This is a genomic window from Gilliamella sp. Choc4-2, from assembly GCF_001690355.1.
Taxonomy (GTDB): Bacteria; Pseudomonadota; Gammaproteobacteria; order Enterobacterales; family Orbaceae; genus Gilliamella; species Gilliamella apicola_A.
Genome location: NZ_LZHG01000030.1, coordinates 21,498 through 35,993 on the forward strand (window position 1 = coordinate 21,498; position 14,496 = coordinate 35,993).

11 protein-coding genes are annotated in these 14,496 nt (G+C 32.8%); 9 read left to right on the plus strand and 2 right to left on the minus strand.

The window, feature by feature from the left end:
* Window positions 1-50: 50 nt before the first annotated feature.
* Window positions 51-1,058, minus strand: coding sequence for a UDP-N-acetylmuramate dehydrogenase (murB, locus tag A9G34_RS04125; RefSeq protein ID WP_065568957.1), 1,008 nt, complete (start codon window positions 1,056-1,058; stop codon window positions 51-53).
* A gap of 633 nt (window positions 1,059-1,691) precedes the next feature.
* On the opposite strand from murB, the gene A9G34_RS04130 reads away from it, so the two are divergent.
* The 9 genes from A9G34_RS04130 (at window position 1,692) to A9G34_RS04170 (ending at window position 13,105) form a co-directional block, all read left to right on the plus strand.
* Entirely contained in the window at window positions 1,692-2,921 is a 1,230-nt protein-coding gene (locus A9G34_RS04130; protein WP_065568958.1) for a phosphopentomutase, read from the plus strand.
* Between the two features lie 56 nt (window positions 2,922-2,977).
* The gene (deoD, locus tag A9G34_RS04135) at window positions 2,978-3,694 is read left to right on the plus strand and encodes a purine-nucleoside phosphorylase (RefSeq protein ID WP_034946563.1); all 717 of its coding nucleotides are present in this window, start codon (window positions 2,978-2,980) and stop codon (window positions 3,692-3,694) included.
* Between the two features lie 236 nt (window positions 3,695-3,930).
* Window positions 3,931-5,184 (plus strand): nucleoside permease, encoded by a 1,254-nt coding sequence (locus tag A9G34_RS04140; protein ID WP_034946566.1) that lies wholly within the window; start codon window positions 3,931-3,933, stop codon window positions 5,182-5,184.
* A 240-nt stretch (window positions 5,185-5,424) separates the two neighbouring features.
* On the plus strand, window positions 5,425-6,576 hold the full coding sequence (gene add, locus A9G34_RS04145) for an adenosine deaminase (protein ID WP_065568959.1): 1,152 nt from the start codon (window positions 5,425-5,427) through the stop codon (window positions 6,574-6,576).
* Window positions 6,577-6,624: 48 nt separating this feature from the next.
* On the plus strand, window positions 6,625-8,598 hold the full coding sequence (locus A9G34_RS04150) for a bifunctional 2',3'-cyclic-nucleotide 2'-phosphodiesterase/3'-nucleotidase (protein ID WP_065568960.1): 1,974 nt from the start codon (window positions 6,625-6,627) through the stop codon (window positions 8,596-8,598).
* Between the two features lie 8 nt (window positions 8,599-8,606).
* The gene (locus A9G34_RS04155) at window positions 8,607-9,026 is read left to right on the plus strand and encodes a cytidine deaminase (protein ID WP_442902658.1); all 420 of its coding nucleotides are present in this window, start codon (window positions 8,607-8,609) and stop codon (window positions 9,024-9,026) included.
* A 163-nt stretch (window positions 9,027-9,189) separates the two neighbouring features.
* Window positions 9,190-10,491 (plus strand): pyrimidine-nucleoside phosphorylase, encoded by a 1,302-nt coding sequence (locus A9G34_RS04160; RefSeq protein WP_065568961.1) that lies wholly within the window; start codon window positions 9,190-9,192, stop codon window positions 10,489-10,491.
* Window positions 10,492-10,722: 231 nt separating this feature from the next.
* Window positions 10,723-12,264: a YjjI family glycine radical enzyme gene (locus tag A9G34_RS04165; RefSeq protein ID WP_065568962.1), complete on the plus strand. Its 1,542-nt coding sequence runs from the start codon at window positions 10,723-10,725 to the stop codon at window positions 12,262-12,264.
* Window positions 12,239-13,105: a YjjW family glycine radical enzyme activase gene (locus tag A9G34_RS04170; protein WP_034947026.1), complete on the plus strand. Its 867-nt coding sequence runs from the start codon at window positions 12,239-12,241 to the stop codon at window positions 13,103-13,105. The genes A9G34_RS04165 and A9G34_RS04170 overlap by 26 nt, the downstream gene beginning before the upstream one ends.
* A 323-nt stretch (window positions 13,106-13,428) precedes the next feature.
* Here A9G34_RS04170 and A9G34_RS04175 read toward each other — a convergent pair whose 3' ends face one another.
* Window positions 13,429-14,196 carry a hypothetical protein gene (locus tag A9G34_RS04175; protein WP_065568963.1) on the minus strand — a complete coding sequence of 256 codons (768 nt, stop codon included), beginning with the start codon at window positions 14,194-14,196 and terminating at the stop codon, window positions 13,429-13,431.
* Between the last annotated feature and the right edge of the window lie 300 nt (window positions 14,197-14,496).

Sequence of the window (14,496 nt, forward strand, 5' to 3'; positions counted from 1 at the left end):
CGCGTATAATTATAAGTTAAAATTTGTGGGTAATTATAATTTGGTGCTAATTATAAATAACTGTCTGCATCAATTTCACCCGAGTTGCCGATAAATCGGATTTCTGGTGATAAATTCACCGAGAATTTTTGTAATACACATTTTTTTATATGTCGAGCTAATTCAACCACATCTTGTGCTGTTGCTTGACCTTTATTAACTAAGACCAATGCCTGTTGTTGATGTACCGCAGCGTCACCTATTTGGTATCCTTTTAGACCACACTGTTCAATCAGCCAACCTGCAGCTAATTTGGTTTGGTGATTGGCTTGTGGATATATTGGCATGTTTGGATAAATTTCAAGTAGTTTGTCCGCTACAATTTTATTGACCACAGGGTTTTTAAAAAAGCTTCCACCGTTACCTAGAACTTTTGGATCTGGCAATTTACTACGGCGAATTTCGCAGACTTTATCAAAAATCATTTTGGCGGTAACAGTTTGTGGCTCAAAGTTACGTAATTCACCATAATTTAATATTGGTTGCCACTGTTTGGGTAATTTTATACCGACATTAATCACCGCATAACCTTGTAAATATTGTTTTTTAAATATGCTTTCACGGTATCCATATTGACCATCGGTGATAGTAAGGATTTTATTTGTAGCAAGCTCAAGCAGTTCCACATAATCCGCCACTTTTTGAAACTCAATCCCATAAGCACCAATATTTTGAATAGGCGCAGAACCCACACAGCCAGGAATTAAAGCAAGGTTTTCAAGCCCTGGTATATTTTTTTCAATTGTTTGTGATACTACATCATGCCAAATTTCACCTGCACCAACTTTTAAATGCCATTCTCGGTCGGTTTCAGTAATGGTTATCCCTTTAATACGATTAACAATAATTATGCCATTAAAATCACAAGTAAATAGTGTGTTACTTCCTTCGCCAATAATCATAATTGGTTGATTTTTATGATTTTCAAAAACAGTTTTAAGTTGTTCAACCGTTGTAACAGTAATGACATGCTGAGCATAAGCTTCTAGCCCAAAAGTATTCGGGATTTTTTGTTTCATTAATAACTACCTTTATTTCCTTTGAAGAAAAATATGTTATACCTTGAAATTGATTTAGCCAGTAGTGAGTGTATTGTTCAATCATTTTATTTCTTTTTAATTTTATAAAGCTTTTAACTTTAAAATTTGAAGTTGGATTTTCAACTTTAATATGTAAATAGAATGACTAAATGTTTATGCATATGGCAAGATAAATAACTATTGTATCATTTAAGTATATATATAATGCAATATGTTATCACAACAGTATGGGGTATTTTATCTAAACTTCGATGATTCTCCATTTTAAACACATTAAAAATAATTACTATGGCTATTAAAACCTAATATATGCACTTTTTCCCAAATGATTGCCCTATTTCTTTATTAAACGTTAACATTAATCAAATAATCAGCTAAAACAATGCTTAAATCTTTTTTGTTTTTTTTTAATCATGTATCATAGCTAACCATTCGATCTTTTTTAAATTAGAAGAAATTTAATCAGCCCGAAAATGTCTGTTATATTTATTGTGAATTATTATAAAAATAATCAATTGGGTATTAGATCACATTTTTACATGTTATTATTTCATATAATATAAGCCAATAAATTTATGTGAGTAAGGTTGTATTCGAAAGTTAGAGGAAATTATGAAAAGAGTTTTTATTATGATCCTTGATTCCTTCGGACTAGGTGGCGCTGAAGATGCGAAAAAATATGGCGATGAAGGCGCTAATACTTTAGGTCATATCGCCGAAGCCTGTGCATTAGGCAAAGCTGAGTGCGGACGCAGTGGAGTGCTAAACTTACCTAATTTAGGTAAGTTAGGATTACTAGAAGCTGCATATGAATCAACAGGGCATTATCCAAAAGGCATGAAATCTGAAGGTGATATCATTGGTTCTTATGGTTATGCAAGCGAAATTTCCTCGGGTAAAGATACGCCTTCAGGACATTGGGAAATAGCAGGTGTACCCGTTCTTTTTGATTGGGGTTATTTTACTAATACCACTAACAGCTTTCCTCAAGATCTTTTAGATAAAATTGTTACACGTGCAAATCTTCCTGGCTATCTAGGTAATTGCCATTCATCAGGCACGATTATTCTAGATGAACTTGGCGAGGAACATATGGCAAGCGGTAAACCAATTTTTTACACATCAGCAGATTCAGTTTTCCAAATCGCTTGTCATGAAGAAACGTTCGGTTTAGAAAAATTATATGAAATTTGCGAAATAGTACGTGATGAACTTAATAAAGGCAATTACAATATAGGGCGCGTTATTGCAAGACCTTTCATCGGTGCAAAAGCAGGTGAGTTTGTTCGTACTGGTAATCGTCATGATCTTGCTGTTGAGCCACCTGCACCAACAATGATTAAAAAGTTAGTTGATGAAAAAAATGGTCACGTTATTTCAATCGGTAAAATAGCCGATATTTATGCACACGTTGGGATAACAAAAAAAGTTAAAGCCACAGGTATTGAAGCGCTATTTAATGCTTCGCTTGAAGAAATAAAGCAAGCTAGAGACAATACCATTGTGTTTACTAATTTTGTTGATTTTGACTCTTCTTATGGACATAGACGCGACGTTTCAGGTTATGCTGCAGCTTTAGAATATTTTGATAGCCGTCTACCTGAAATGCTAGCACTGGTTGAACCAGGTGATCTGCTGATTATCAGTGCTGATCATGGTTGCGATCCTACATGGCCAGGAACGGATCATACACGTGAACATATTCCAGTGCTTGTTTATGGTGATAGCGTGCCAGTTGGATCTTTAGGTCATCGGAAAACTTTTGCCGACATTGGGCAAAGTGTCGCTGATTATTTTGATTTGTCGCCAATGGATTATGGTCAATCTTTTATTAGAAAATAGATAACTAATCCATTTTAAAGTAATACTTTTTTAGAAACAAAGATCAGGAGAATTTGATGTCTACCCCGCATATTAATGCCGCTGATAATGCTTTTGCAGAAACTGTTTTAATGCCTGGCGATCCGCTACGCGCAAAATTTATTGCAGAAACATTTTTAGAAAACGCACAAGAAGTCACTAATGTAAGAGCAATGCTAGGTTTTACAGGTTATTACAAAGGGCAAAAAGTCTCAGTTATGGGACATGGAATGGGCATTCCTTCTTGTTCTATTTATGTAACCGAATTAATAAAGTTTTATGGAGTTAAAAATATTATACGAATCGGCTCATGTGGTGCAATTAGCCCAAATGTTAACATCGGTGATGTTATTGTCGGTATGGGAGCTTGTACTGATTCTAAAGTCAATCGAATTCGTTTTAAAGATCATGATTTTGCCGCAATTGCCGATTTTGATCTAACCTGTAACGCAGTTAATGCAGCGAAACAATTGGGTGTAAATGTAAAAGTTGGTAATCTTTTTTCAGCTGATTTATTCTACAGTGTTGAACCCGAATTGTTCGATATTATGGAAAAATACAATATTTTAGGCGTTGAAATGGAAGCTGCTGGCATTTATGGAGTTGCTTCAGAATATGGTGCAAAGGCACTAGCAATTTGTACAGTTTCAGATCATATTCGAAAAGGAGAATCCATGTCGGCAGAACAACGCCAACTGGGCTTTAAAGAAATGATTACAGTAGCATTGGAATCAGTATTATTAAATCAGAATTAAAAAAATGGCAGATCAATTGCCATTTTTTTTAAGTTTATTTTTTAGAATAATAAAAATATTAACAGTTAAATTAGATAAAACATTTTTTAAAACAAAAATCAGTAAGCTATTTTAACCGCATACTAATAAGCATAGCGTTATATAAGCAAACATAGTATTCGCTAATATTTAAATTTATTCATTAATAATTTGTTAGGCAATAGATTATCAAATATCTCATTTAATAAGGAATCGAAATGAATATTAAGTTTAAACTTAAGATTATATTTTTCTTACAATTCTTCATCTGGGGAAGTTGGCTTATCACCCTAGGTTCTTATATGATGGAGACTCTAAAATTTAGCGGTACGACAGTAGGCTCAGTTTATAGTACGATGGGAATCGCTTCTTTATTTATGCCAGGCTTACTTGGTGTTGTAGCAGATAGATGGATCCCTGCTAATAGGTTATTTATGATTTGCCATCTAATTGGTGCAATTACCCTATTTATTGCAGCATCAATTACATCACCTTTGATGATGGTTGTTGTTATGTTAATTCATTGCCTTGCCTTTATGCCTACTATAGCTATTTCTAACTCAATTTCTTACTCATGTTTAGCTTCGCAAGGTTTGGATGTTATCACTCAATTTCCTAATATAAGAATTTTTGGTACTATCGGTTTTATTATTGCAATGTGGTTAGTGAGCTTTTTAAAATTTGGATTAAGCAATATGCAACTTTATATTGCCGCTACCGGTTCAATTTTACTTAGCCTATACTCACTTACTTTACCATTAATTGTAATAACTAAAGATAATTCGAAAAGAAAGTCTCTTGTAAGCTCTTTAGGTCTAGATGCATTTGTTTTATTTAAGGAACCTAGAATTGCAATCTTCTTCATATTCGCTGTATTTCTTGGAGGAATTTTACAAATTACAAATACTTTTGGTAATCCTTTCTTGCTTTCATTTAAAAATGTTCCAGAATATGCCGATAGTTTAGTAGTACAATACCCTTCTGTTTTACTTTCTATTTCACAAATATCGGAAGTAGTATTTATACTGTTTGTTCCATTTTTTATGAAACGCCTTGGTATCAAATATGTAATGTTAATTAGTATGATTGCTTGGGTTGCTCGTTTTGGCTTATTTGCTTATGGTGATCCTTCTCCTGTTGGCTTCACGTTATTATTATTATCAATGATCGTATACGGTTGTGCATTTGATTTTTATAATATTTCTGGCTCTATGTATGTTGAAAAATCGGTATCTTCAAATATTCGTAACAGTGCACAAGGGCTTTTTATGATTATGACCAATGGAATTGGTGCTTATTTAGGTTCAACTATCAGTGGTTTTGTCGTTGATTATTATACATCAGATGGAATTATTGATTGGCGCACTATTTGGCTTATTTTTGCTAGTTATTCTTTAGTATTAGCAATCATATTTTTATTAATATTTAAAAACGAAAAAACAGAAGAAAAAGCTTTTCAGGTTATTAATTAATAAAGGAATCAGCAGCAATATTTAGTACTATTGCTGCTTTTTAGGAAAAATTAAATTAATATTTCCCTGATAAAAAATGAAAAAAATAAGCACACAAAATGTGTGGAAAACATGTAATTTATCCAGGTACAATAGCGTGTATGCAATTATAAATTAACTATACTGCACAAACCTTCCAGTGGCGTTTAAATATTATTATTGCAGGTATCCAATAGGCAGAATTAAACTGAAAAATATAAAATGCATAATCAAATTATCCCAAAAGTCATATTACATGAGCATGTTGAAGGCAGTATTACTCCTTTTATGGCTCAGAAGCTCGCCGATAAAAATCATATCATTTTTCCTAATTCATTATGTTATCAAGCCAATGAGTATGATAAAAATGAGTTTAAAAATGGTCGATATCGATACGACGAAACTAACTTTGTTGAATTTATTCAAACTTATGATACGGTTTCTAGTTTTGTTAAAACACCCGAAGATTATTACTTAATCACCTACGATTTTCTTTATAGAAACGCAAAGCAAGGATTAATTTACTGCGAACTGTTCCTTTCTCCTTATCATATTTGTACAACTGAAATTAATGGCGAAATTATTTGGAATCAAGAAAGATTTCATCAAACCTTAGAGCAAATGGATAAAGCAATTATTGATGTACAGAAAGAATTTGATGTCACAGTAAGATATCATGTTATTGGGGTTAGACACCTTGGCGCCAAAATTGTTTATGACACATTGCGATTTATCGAAAAGAATCCTCATCAGTTTATAACCGGTTTTAATATTGCTGGAAACGAAAAAGCTGGGCATTTTGATGATTTTCAAGATGCTCATCAATTAGCATCACAATTAAAATTAAAAAAATCTTATCATGCAGGCGAAATCGATTCAGCAGAAAGTATTATTCAAGCTCTAAAACACGGTGCAAATAGAATTGGGCATGGTATTCGAGCCATTGAAAATCAAAAGTTAATTCAAGAATTAATTGATAAAAAAATCACATTAGAAATCGCATTAACAAGTAACCGTATTTTAGTTAACGAACTTCATGGCAATATATATAATCACCCAGTGAGGAAACTGTATGAGCAAGGTGTACGTATAACGCTTAATACGGATGATGCTGGCATTTTTGGTACAGATATTGAAAAAGAGTATCACATTGCTCAAACAGTATTTCAGTTTTCAAGGTTAGAATTACTTGATATTACACTTTGTGGCATTGATGCTGCTTTTGTTGAAGAGTCAGTAAAGGTGAGATTAACACATTATGTTTTATCCTTATTTACTGCTAATGATAAACAAATGCTTCAACAAGCAATCACTGATAAAAAATACCATTTTGCTATTATTGACAGGTTTAAAACTTATCAAGAACTTTTATAAGCACTACATGTAAATAAGCAATATATCAAAAATAAATAGGAGATTTGTATGAAAAATAACAAGTTAATCCTTAACTTCTTAACCCTATTTATATCTGGTTTTGTTAATGCTGCAACGGTTGATTTAAGGATAATCGAAACAACCGACTTACACGGTAACATGATGAATTATGATTATTTTAAAGATCAGTCTGTTGATTCTTTTGGATTAGTAAAAACTGCTAATTTAATTCATCAAGCAAGAAGTGAAGTAAAAAATAGTGTCCTTGTTGATAATGGTGATCTGATTCAAGGTAGCCCGATGGCTGATTATGCCGTACATAAAGGTCTTGATGATGATGATATTCACCCTATTTATAAAGCACTTAATACGCTTGATTATACTGTGGGAAATATTGGTAACCACGAATTTAATTTTGGATTGGAATTTCTGCAAAAAAGTCTTTCTGGGGCTAAATTTCCTTACATTAACGCTAATGTTTATGATGCCAAAACTCAAAAGCCATTTTTTACACAATATATTATTTTAGATACTCCTGTTATTGATAGAAACGGCAATAAACACACTATTAAAATTGGCTATATTGGTTTTGTGCCTCCACAAATTATGCAATGGGACAAACTTAATCTTGATGGCAAAGTTGTCGTCAAAGATATTACAGAAACAGCCAAGCTATTAGTCCCTGAAATGAAAAAACAAGGCGCTGATGTTATTATTGCTATTCCACATTCTGGTGTTTCAACTGAACCTTATAAAGCATTAGCTGAAAATTCGGTTTACTACTTGAGCCAAGTAGAGGGTATTGATGCCATTATGTTTGGTCATGCTCATAGCGTGTTTCCAAGTGAAGCGTTCAAATCATTACCTAATACAGATATTAAAACGGGCAATATTAATCATGTCCCTGCTGTAATGCCCGGACATTGGGGTAGCCACTTAGGAGTAGTTGACTTAGTTCTTGAAGGCGAACAAGCAAATTGGCAAGTAGTTTCAGGAAAATCCGAAGCTCGTCCAATTTATGATATAAAAAACAAAAAAGCGCTAGTTGAAGCAGACGCCAAAATTGTTGATATTCTAGTCAAGGATCACCAAGGTACACGTGAATTTGTTAGCAAACCAATAGGTAAAGTTTCAACCGATATTACTAGCTATTTAGCATTGGTCGAAGATAGCTCAGCCCTACAAATTATTAACGATGCACAGATCGATTATGTTAAGCAATTTATTCAAGGTGATCCTGATCTGAATGGATTACCTATTTTATCAGCTATTGCACCGTTTAAAGCTGGCGGACGAAAAAACGATCCAAGTGCTTTTGTTGATGTTAAAAAAGGCAATTTGTCGTTTAGAAACGCTGCAGATATTTACCTTTATCCTAATATGTTATCTGCTGTGAAAATTACAGGTAAAGATGTTAAAGAGTGGTTGGAATGTTCAGCTGGTGTGTATAATCAAATTAATACTAATTCATCACAACCACAATATTTAATTAATTGGGATAAATTCAGAACCTATAATTTTGACATTATTGATGGGGTTAATTATCAAATAGATGTTACTAAACCACCTCGTTACGATGCAAATTGCCAGTTAATTAATCCAACATCTGAAAGAATTAAGAATCTGACTTATCAACAAAAAACAATTGATCCTAACCAAGAATTCTTAATTGCCACCAATAACTATCGCGCTTATGGCGGTTTATTTCCCGGCACAGGCGAAAAAAATGTTAAATTCAATTCACCAGATGATTTAAGATTGATTCTTTCTGCTTATATCACCAATATGACCCAAAAGAACGGTATAGTAGATGTCACTGTCGATAATAATTGGCAAATTGCTCGGATTACTAGTAATAAAAATTTGGATATTCGCTTTGAATCATCATCAACAGATGAAGCTAAATCCTATATCGAAAAACATTCACTATACCCTATTCGCTTTATTGACATAGATACATCTGGTTTTGGTGTTTATAAGATAGATTTACAGTCTCCTGTTAAAGCTCAACCTAAAATTTAGTTAGATTTATTACGACCAAAAGGATTATTAATATGAAAATTGAAAAACTGATTGAACTTGCTAAAACTGCCCGTTCTAAAGCTTATGTGCCTTATTCTAAATTTCAGGTTGGTGCCGTGCTAATTACTGAAGATGATGAAGCAATTTTAGGTTGTAATATTGAAAACGCATCTTATGGGCTAGCAAATTGTGCCGAGAGAACGGCAATTTTTAAAGCGGTTTCTGAAGGTAAAACAAAATTTAAAAAATTGGTGGTAATTGGCAATACTGATGGTCCTATCTCACCTTGTGGCGCTTGTAGACAAGTGATTAGTGAGTTTTGTGCTAAAGATATGCCGGTTATTTTGACCAATATGCAGGGAAAAATTCAAGAAACTACAGTTGGGGAATTATTACCTTGGTCGTTTTCACCAAGTGATCTTGATTAATTTTAGTTTATTTTTGATCAAAATAAAAAATAGTAAATCTAATATGAGGTTTATTTATACTATTCAATTTTTCGTCGATTATTTCGACAAGAACTAAACAGTCATACTTGTATGAACAGCGCAATACACTAACTTGATTTATTGATTTTAAGAGAGAATCGTTATGAGATTTGTAGATATTATTGAAAAAAAACGTGATGGACATTCTTTAACTACTGAAGAAATCCAATTTTTTATTACTAACTATACTAATGGTACCATCCCCGATTATCAAGTTAGTGCTTTATTAATGGCAATTTATTATCAAGGTATGACATCAAAAGAATGCGCAGATTTAACCAGTGCAATGATGTATTCTGGCGATACCGTTGATTTGTCATCTATCAAAGGTATTAAAGTTGATAAACATTCAACTGGTGGTGTGGGCGATACAACAACCTTAGTTCTTGCTCCTTTAGTGGCCGCTTTAGATGTACCAGTAGCTAAAATGTCTGGACGTGGCTTAGGTCATACTGGTGGCACTACCGATAAATTTGAATCAATTCCAGGATTTAAAATTGAATTAAGTAAACAAGATTTTATCGATCAAGTTAATCATAAAGGGCTTGCCGTTATTGGTCAATCAGGCAATTTAACCCCCGCTGATAAAAAGTTATATTCTTTACGTGATGTTACAGGAACGGTTAACTCTATTCCACTTATTGCAAGTTCAATTATGAGTAAAAAGTTAGCTGCTGGCGCTGATGCTATTGTTCTTGATGTTAAAACAGGTGATGGAGCACTAATGAAAGATATGGCGGATTCTGAAAAATTAGCTCATGAAATGGTGAATATTGGTAACCAAATTGGCCGTAGAACGATGGCTATTATCTCGGATATGTCACAACCACTTGGCTACGCTATTGGTAATGCACTTGAAATAAAAGAAGCAATTGATACCTTAAAAGGCCACGGCCCTGCTGATTTAACTGAATTGGTTTTAACATTAGGTAGCCAAATGGTTGTACTTGCTAATAAAGCCAAAACATTAGAAGAAGCCAGAGCAAAACTTCAAGAAGTTATTAAGAATGGCAAAGCTGTTGAGAAGTTCAAAATACTGATTGAAGCACAAGGTGGGGATAGCTCAGTTGTTGATCATCCTGAAAAATTGGCTAGTGCACCTTACCAAATTGCTTTACCTGCACTTAAATCAGGTTATGTTTCAAGAATCATTGCTGATCAAATTGGTATTGCTGCTATGCAATTAGGTGCAGGCCGTGCAACTAAAGAAGATATTATCGATCCTGCTGTTGGAATTGTGTTACATAAAAAAGTGGGCGATAAAGTGACCGAAGGTGAAGCATTGTTAACGATCCATGCCAGTACCGATAAGATTGATGCAATCAAACAAAAACTTTATGACAATATTACAATTAGTGATAGTGCAAAAGAGCCTCAGCTCATCTATAAAATCATTACACAATAACTAATTGAGCAAGCAGATTTAAAAAACATCAGTATTGTTTAAGATTTAATAAAAAATGGTGATCAGATTAAGGATGATAAAATTAATAATTATATGTTTAATTTTGCAAAATAAGTTTGATCACCCATTAACATTTGAATAATCAACAAAAGTAATTTATTGCTAACAAAGAATAAATTGGTAAAAATTTAGAATTAAACTATATTTTTTAGTATCGAGGTTAACATTCACATGACAGAATTTCAAAATAGTTGTTATCAAATCGTGACCGACCCAAATTTGTCACCAAAACAAAAAGCCAATTTGCTCGCACTAGCAGCAGAAAATAATTTGCCTTATGTTGATATTGATAGTGAAACCCAAAAAGCTTTAGATGAACGTGTTATTTGTGACATGTATGAGGGGCACGCTCCATATAAACCACGCTATGTGCTCCCTGATTATGCTAAATTCTTACAACAAGGTTCAAAATGGCTTGAACTTGAACCTGCCAAGACTTTTGATGATGCACTAAATATGCTAACTATTGCTTATCATCATGTTCCTTCGGTAACAGGTATGCCTGTTTATTTAGGATGCTTAGATCAAATTTTACTTCCTTACATTGGTAATCTTACTGAAGATGAAATTTATCAACGATTAAAGCGTTTTTGGATCATGCTTGATCGTAATTTGCCCGATGCGTTTATGCATGCCAATATTGGCCCAACTGATAATATTATCTGTCGGGTAATCTTACGTGTAGATAGAGAGCTTAAACAAGTTGCACCTAATTTAACCTTTATCTATGATGAAGACATTACACCAGAATCACTATTATTAGTCGCTATAGAAAATATTTGTGAAACAAGCAAACCTCATATTGCAAACAATAATATGATCAAAAAAGATTTTGATGACCAAGGATATGGCGTAGTAAGTTGCTATAATTCACTACCCGTTGCCGGCGGAGGAAGTACGCTTTCACGAATCAATTTAAAAGAAGTAGCATTACGCAGTAAAAATAGTGAGGATTTTTTGACAAATACCTTACCTTACTATTGTCAGTTACAATTTAATCTTATTCAAGCAAGATCGGACTTTCTTTATAATCAATCCAACTTTTTTAATAGCAGTTTTTTAGTCCAAGAAGGATTAATCGATCCCAATCGATTTGCCCCCATGTTTGGTATCTTTAGTATGGCTGAAGCGGTCAATATCCTGCAAGAAAAAGCAAATTTAGCAGGTCGTTATGGTTTTGACCAACAAGCCAATGAGCTAGCATTAACCATTACCCAACTCGTTGCCAAATTTATTGATACACACACAATAAAAAATGCTTGGAAAGGAAAGGCTATGTTGCACTCGCAATCTGGTATTAGTTCAGATAGAGGCACAACCCCTGGTTTACGCATTCCTTATGGTCATGAACCTGATCCTGTTACCCATATTATGGCGCTATTTAAACACCATCATTACTACACATCAGGTATCAGCGATATTTTAACAATTGATGAAACAATCAAAAATAATCCTCTAGCCTTACTACAAATTTGTAAAGCAGCTTTTAAATTAGGTTTCCGCGAATTTACTGCTAATATCAGTGGTAATGATCTTGTTCGAGTAACTGGTTATATGGTTAGATTATCGGACATCAAAAAGTATAAACAAGAAGGATCACGAATTAATACAACGTTTTTAGGAGCAGAAGCTGCTAATGACGTTAAAAACAATAGTTATTTATGTCGAAAACCAAGAGTTATCAGTCATGAACAAGTCATGGGCAATCGTTAATAAGATATTACCCTTTTCTTGTGTTGATGGACCAGGCAATCGGTTAGTCATATTTTTACAAGGATGCAATTTTCGTTGTTTAAATTGCCACAACCCTTACACTATATCATTATGTAAAGATTGTGGTGATTGTGTGAGTACTTGTCCACATCAGGCATTAAGTTTTAACAATCACCGCGTTATATGGCAAACTTCAGTTTGCCAACAATGCGATACTTGTATTAATACTTGTGTTCATCACTCAACTCCAATGACTTATAAATACAGTGTTGAAGATATATTAAAAATTATCCGAAAATATCTGCCATTTTTAAATGGTATAACCCTTAGTGGAGGAGAAGCTACTATGCAACTTCCTTTTATTGAAAAACTATTTAGAGCAATAAAACAAGCCAACGATTTAAATCACCTTACTTGCTTTATTGATAGCAATGGTTACTTACACCAAACAGGATGGCAAAAATTAGAAAACGTGATGGACGGTGCAATGATTGACCTTAAAGCTTGGGACAATCAAATAAATAAAGAATTGACTGGTCGCGATAACCTACGTGTTAAAAAAACCATTGAATACCTTGCAAGTATAAATAAATTATATGAAGTTAGATTTTTGCTTATTCCCAACCACACCGATTTACAAGTTAATGCCAAATATATTGCTTGTTTCTTAATGAAAATTGATTCAAATATTAAAATTAGAATCAATGCATTTCATAATCGTGGAATTCGTGGTATCGCCCAAAATTGGGAACCTGCAACCAAACAACAAGTTGAACAATTTGCCGCACAATTAAGACAATATGGTCTGCATAATATCGTATTACCAAGCCTCTATTTGTAATATTCATCTATTTAACATAAAGTATTTTCATCATTCCAATTGATAACGTTTAAATTTCCTATATGTGGATATAAGAAATGCACATAAAATTGTGCTTTTGACTGAATACTTACAATAAAAATAATAAACTCACCAACCGTGTTTGATCAGTTGTCGGTAAATGCAAACTTATTTATCAAGTCGGTAACTAAGCTGCAATTTCTACTTTTTAAATAATAACTCAGGTTTTTAACTATCATATCAACATAAATATCATAATGATTTATCAGAAAATATCGAGGTTGAAAAATATTACAATTAGTATCAATTAATGTTGTTTTAAATCATTTATGAATAATAAGCTGATTTAGATAATAAGGCTCTCTTCGATTAATTGGGTTAGCGCCTATATCAAGCCAATTACCACCGTCCAACCAACCATTACGAATATTTAATGCCAGTAAACTAGGTTGAATATAACAAATTCCATCATTAGCAATAGCAGAAAAAGTTTTAATGGCTTTTTTTAAATCAGAAACGCTAGGATTACCGTATTCAGTAAATGTCCGATAATTAACAGTCACTTTTACTTGGACATTATCTTTATACTGTTCTACATTGCAGATATTATTTCCCAAAATAACCTTTGAATCTGAAGTTAAAACATTATTGCTTGCATCTTTCCATTCAGTTTTAATACTTTCAATTTTATAGCCATTTTGCAATCGCAAATAATTGCCATTTGAGTCTAAGATATCGGTATCATTTAATCTGGATATATCAATACTAAAGGAGTAATCACTTGGGGAAGTATCATATGCAATATAAATCTTATCACTTTCATGAGGTAATAGAGTTAAAGGAGCACTATTTGGAGCTTTTAATTTTACGATAAGATAATTAAAAATTTTAGTATCCACACTGGGGAAAATTAATGGAGAACTTCCATGAATAATATTTAAGACATTAGCCGAATGTAACGATAAATTAGCAAAAGTAATTTGTGGAAAAATAAAAAGAATTAAAAGAATCTGTTTTACTTTATTAATAACAAATTTATTTAGTAAGAATTGATAATTTTTATTATTGAATGTTATTAAATCAATATTCATTATTACCCCCTCTTAACACCTTTCATACAACCAAAGTTAGGTTACTGTTATTAACATCAAATTTACTTTTAAAATGCTAATGATTAATAGATAGAATCAAAATCGCTATGTCTTTTATTTAATAACTGGAATAGACGTTTTAAAATGACACGATTAAGAAAAATATAAACCTTTAAATAAATATTTGCTTTTGAGGCGTAGTGATTAATTGGCTATTTTTAAACACCATTTTTAAAAAAATACGCTGTAAAGCCAATTTTATCTGTTATAAATATTTTGTTACTTAATTATTAATATAGA

Excerpts from the sequence above, each read along its gene's own strand:
- add (WP_065568959.1), top strand. The coding sequence starts at position 5,425 with ATGCATAATCAAATTATCCCAAAAGTCATATTACATGAGCATGTTGAA.
- A9G34_RS04160 (WP_065568961.1), top strand. The coding sequence starts at position 9,190 with ATGAGATTTGTAGATATTATTGAAAAAAAACGTGATGGACATTCTTTA.
- A9G34_RS04170 (WP_034947026.1), top strand. The coding sequence starts at position 12,239 with ATGAACAAGTCATGGGCAATCGTTAATAAGATATTACCCTTTTCTTGT.
- deoD (WP_034946563.1), top strand. The coding sequence starts at position 2,978 with ATGTCTACCCCGCATATTAATGCCGCTGATAATGCTTTTGCAGAAACT.
- A9G34_RS04175 (WP_065568963.1), bottom strand. The coding sequence starts at position 14,196 with ATGAATATTGATTTAATAACATTCAATAATAAAAATTATCAATTCTTA.
- murB (WP_065568957.1), bottom strand. The coding sequence starts at position 1,058 with ATGAAACAAAAAATCCCGAATACTTTTGGGCTAGAAGCTTATGCTCAG.
- A9G34_RS04165 (WP_065568962.1), top strand. The coding sequence starts at position 10,723 with ATGACAGAATTTCAAAATAGTTGTTATCAAATCGTGACCGACCCAAAT.
- A9G34_RS04150 (WP_065568960.1), top strand. The coding sequence starts at position 6,625 with ATGAAAAATAACAAGTTAATCCTTAACTTCTTAACCCTATTTATATCT.
- A9G34_RS04130 (WP_065568958.1), top strand. The coding sequence starts at position 1,692 with ATGAAAAGAGTTTTTATTATGATCCTTGATTCCTTCGGACTAGGTGGC.
- A9G34_RS04140 (WP_034946566.1), top strand. The coding sequence starts at position 3,931 with ATGAATATTAAGTTTAAACTTAAGATTATATTTTTCTTACAATTCTTC.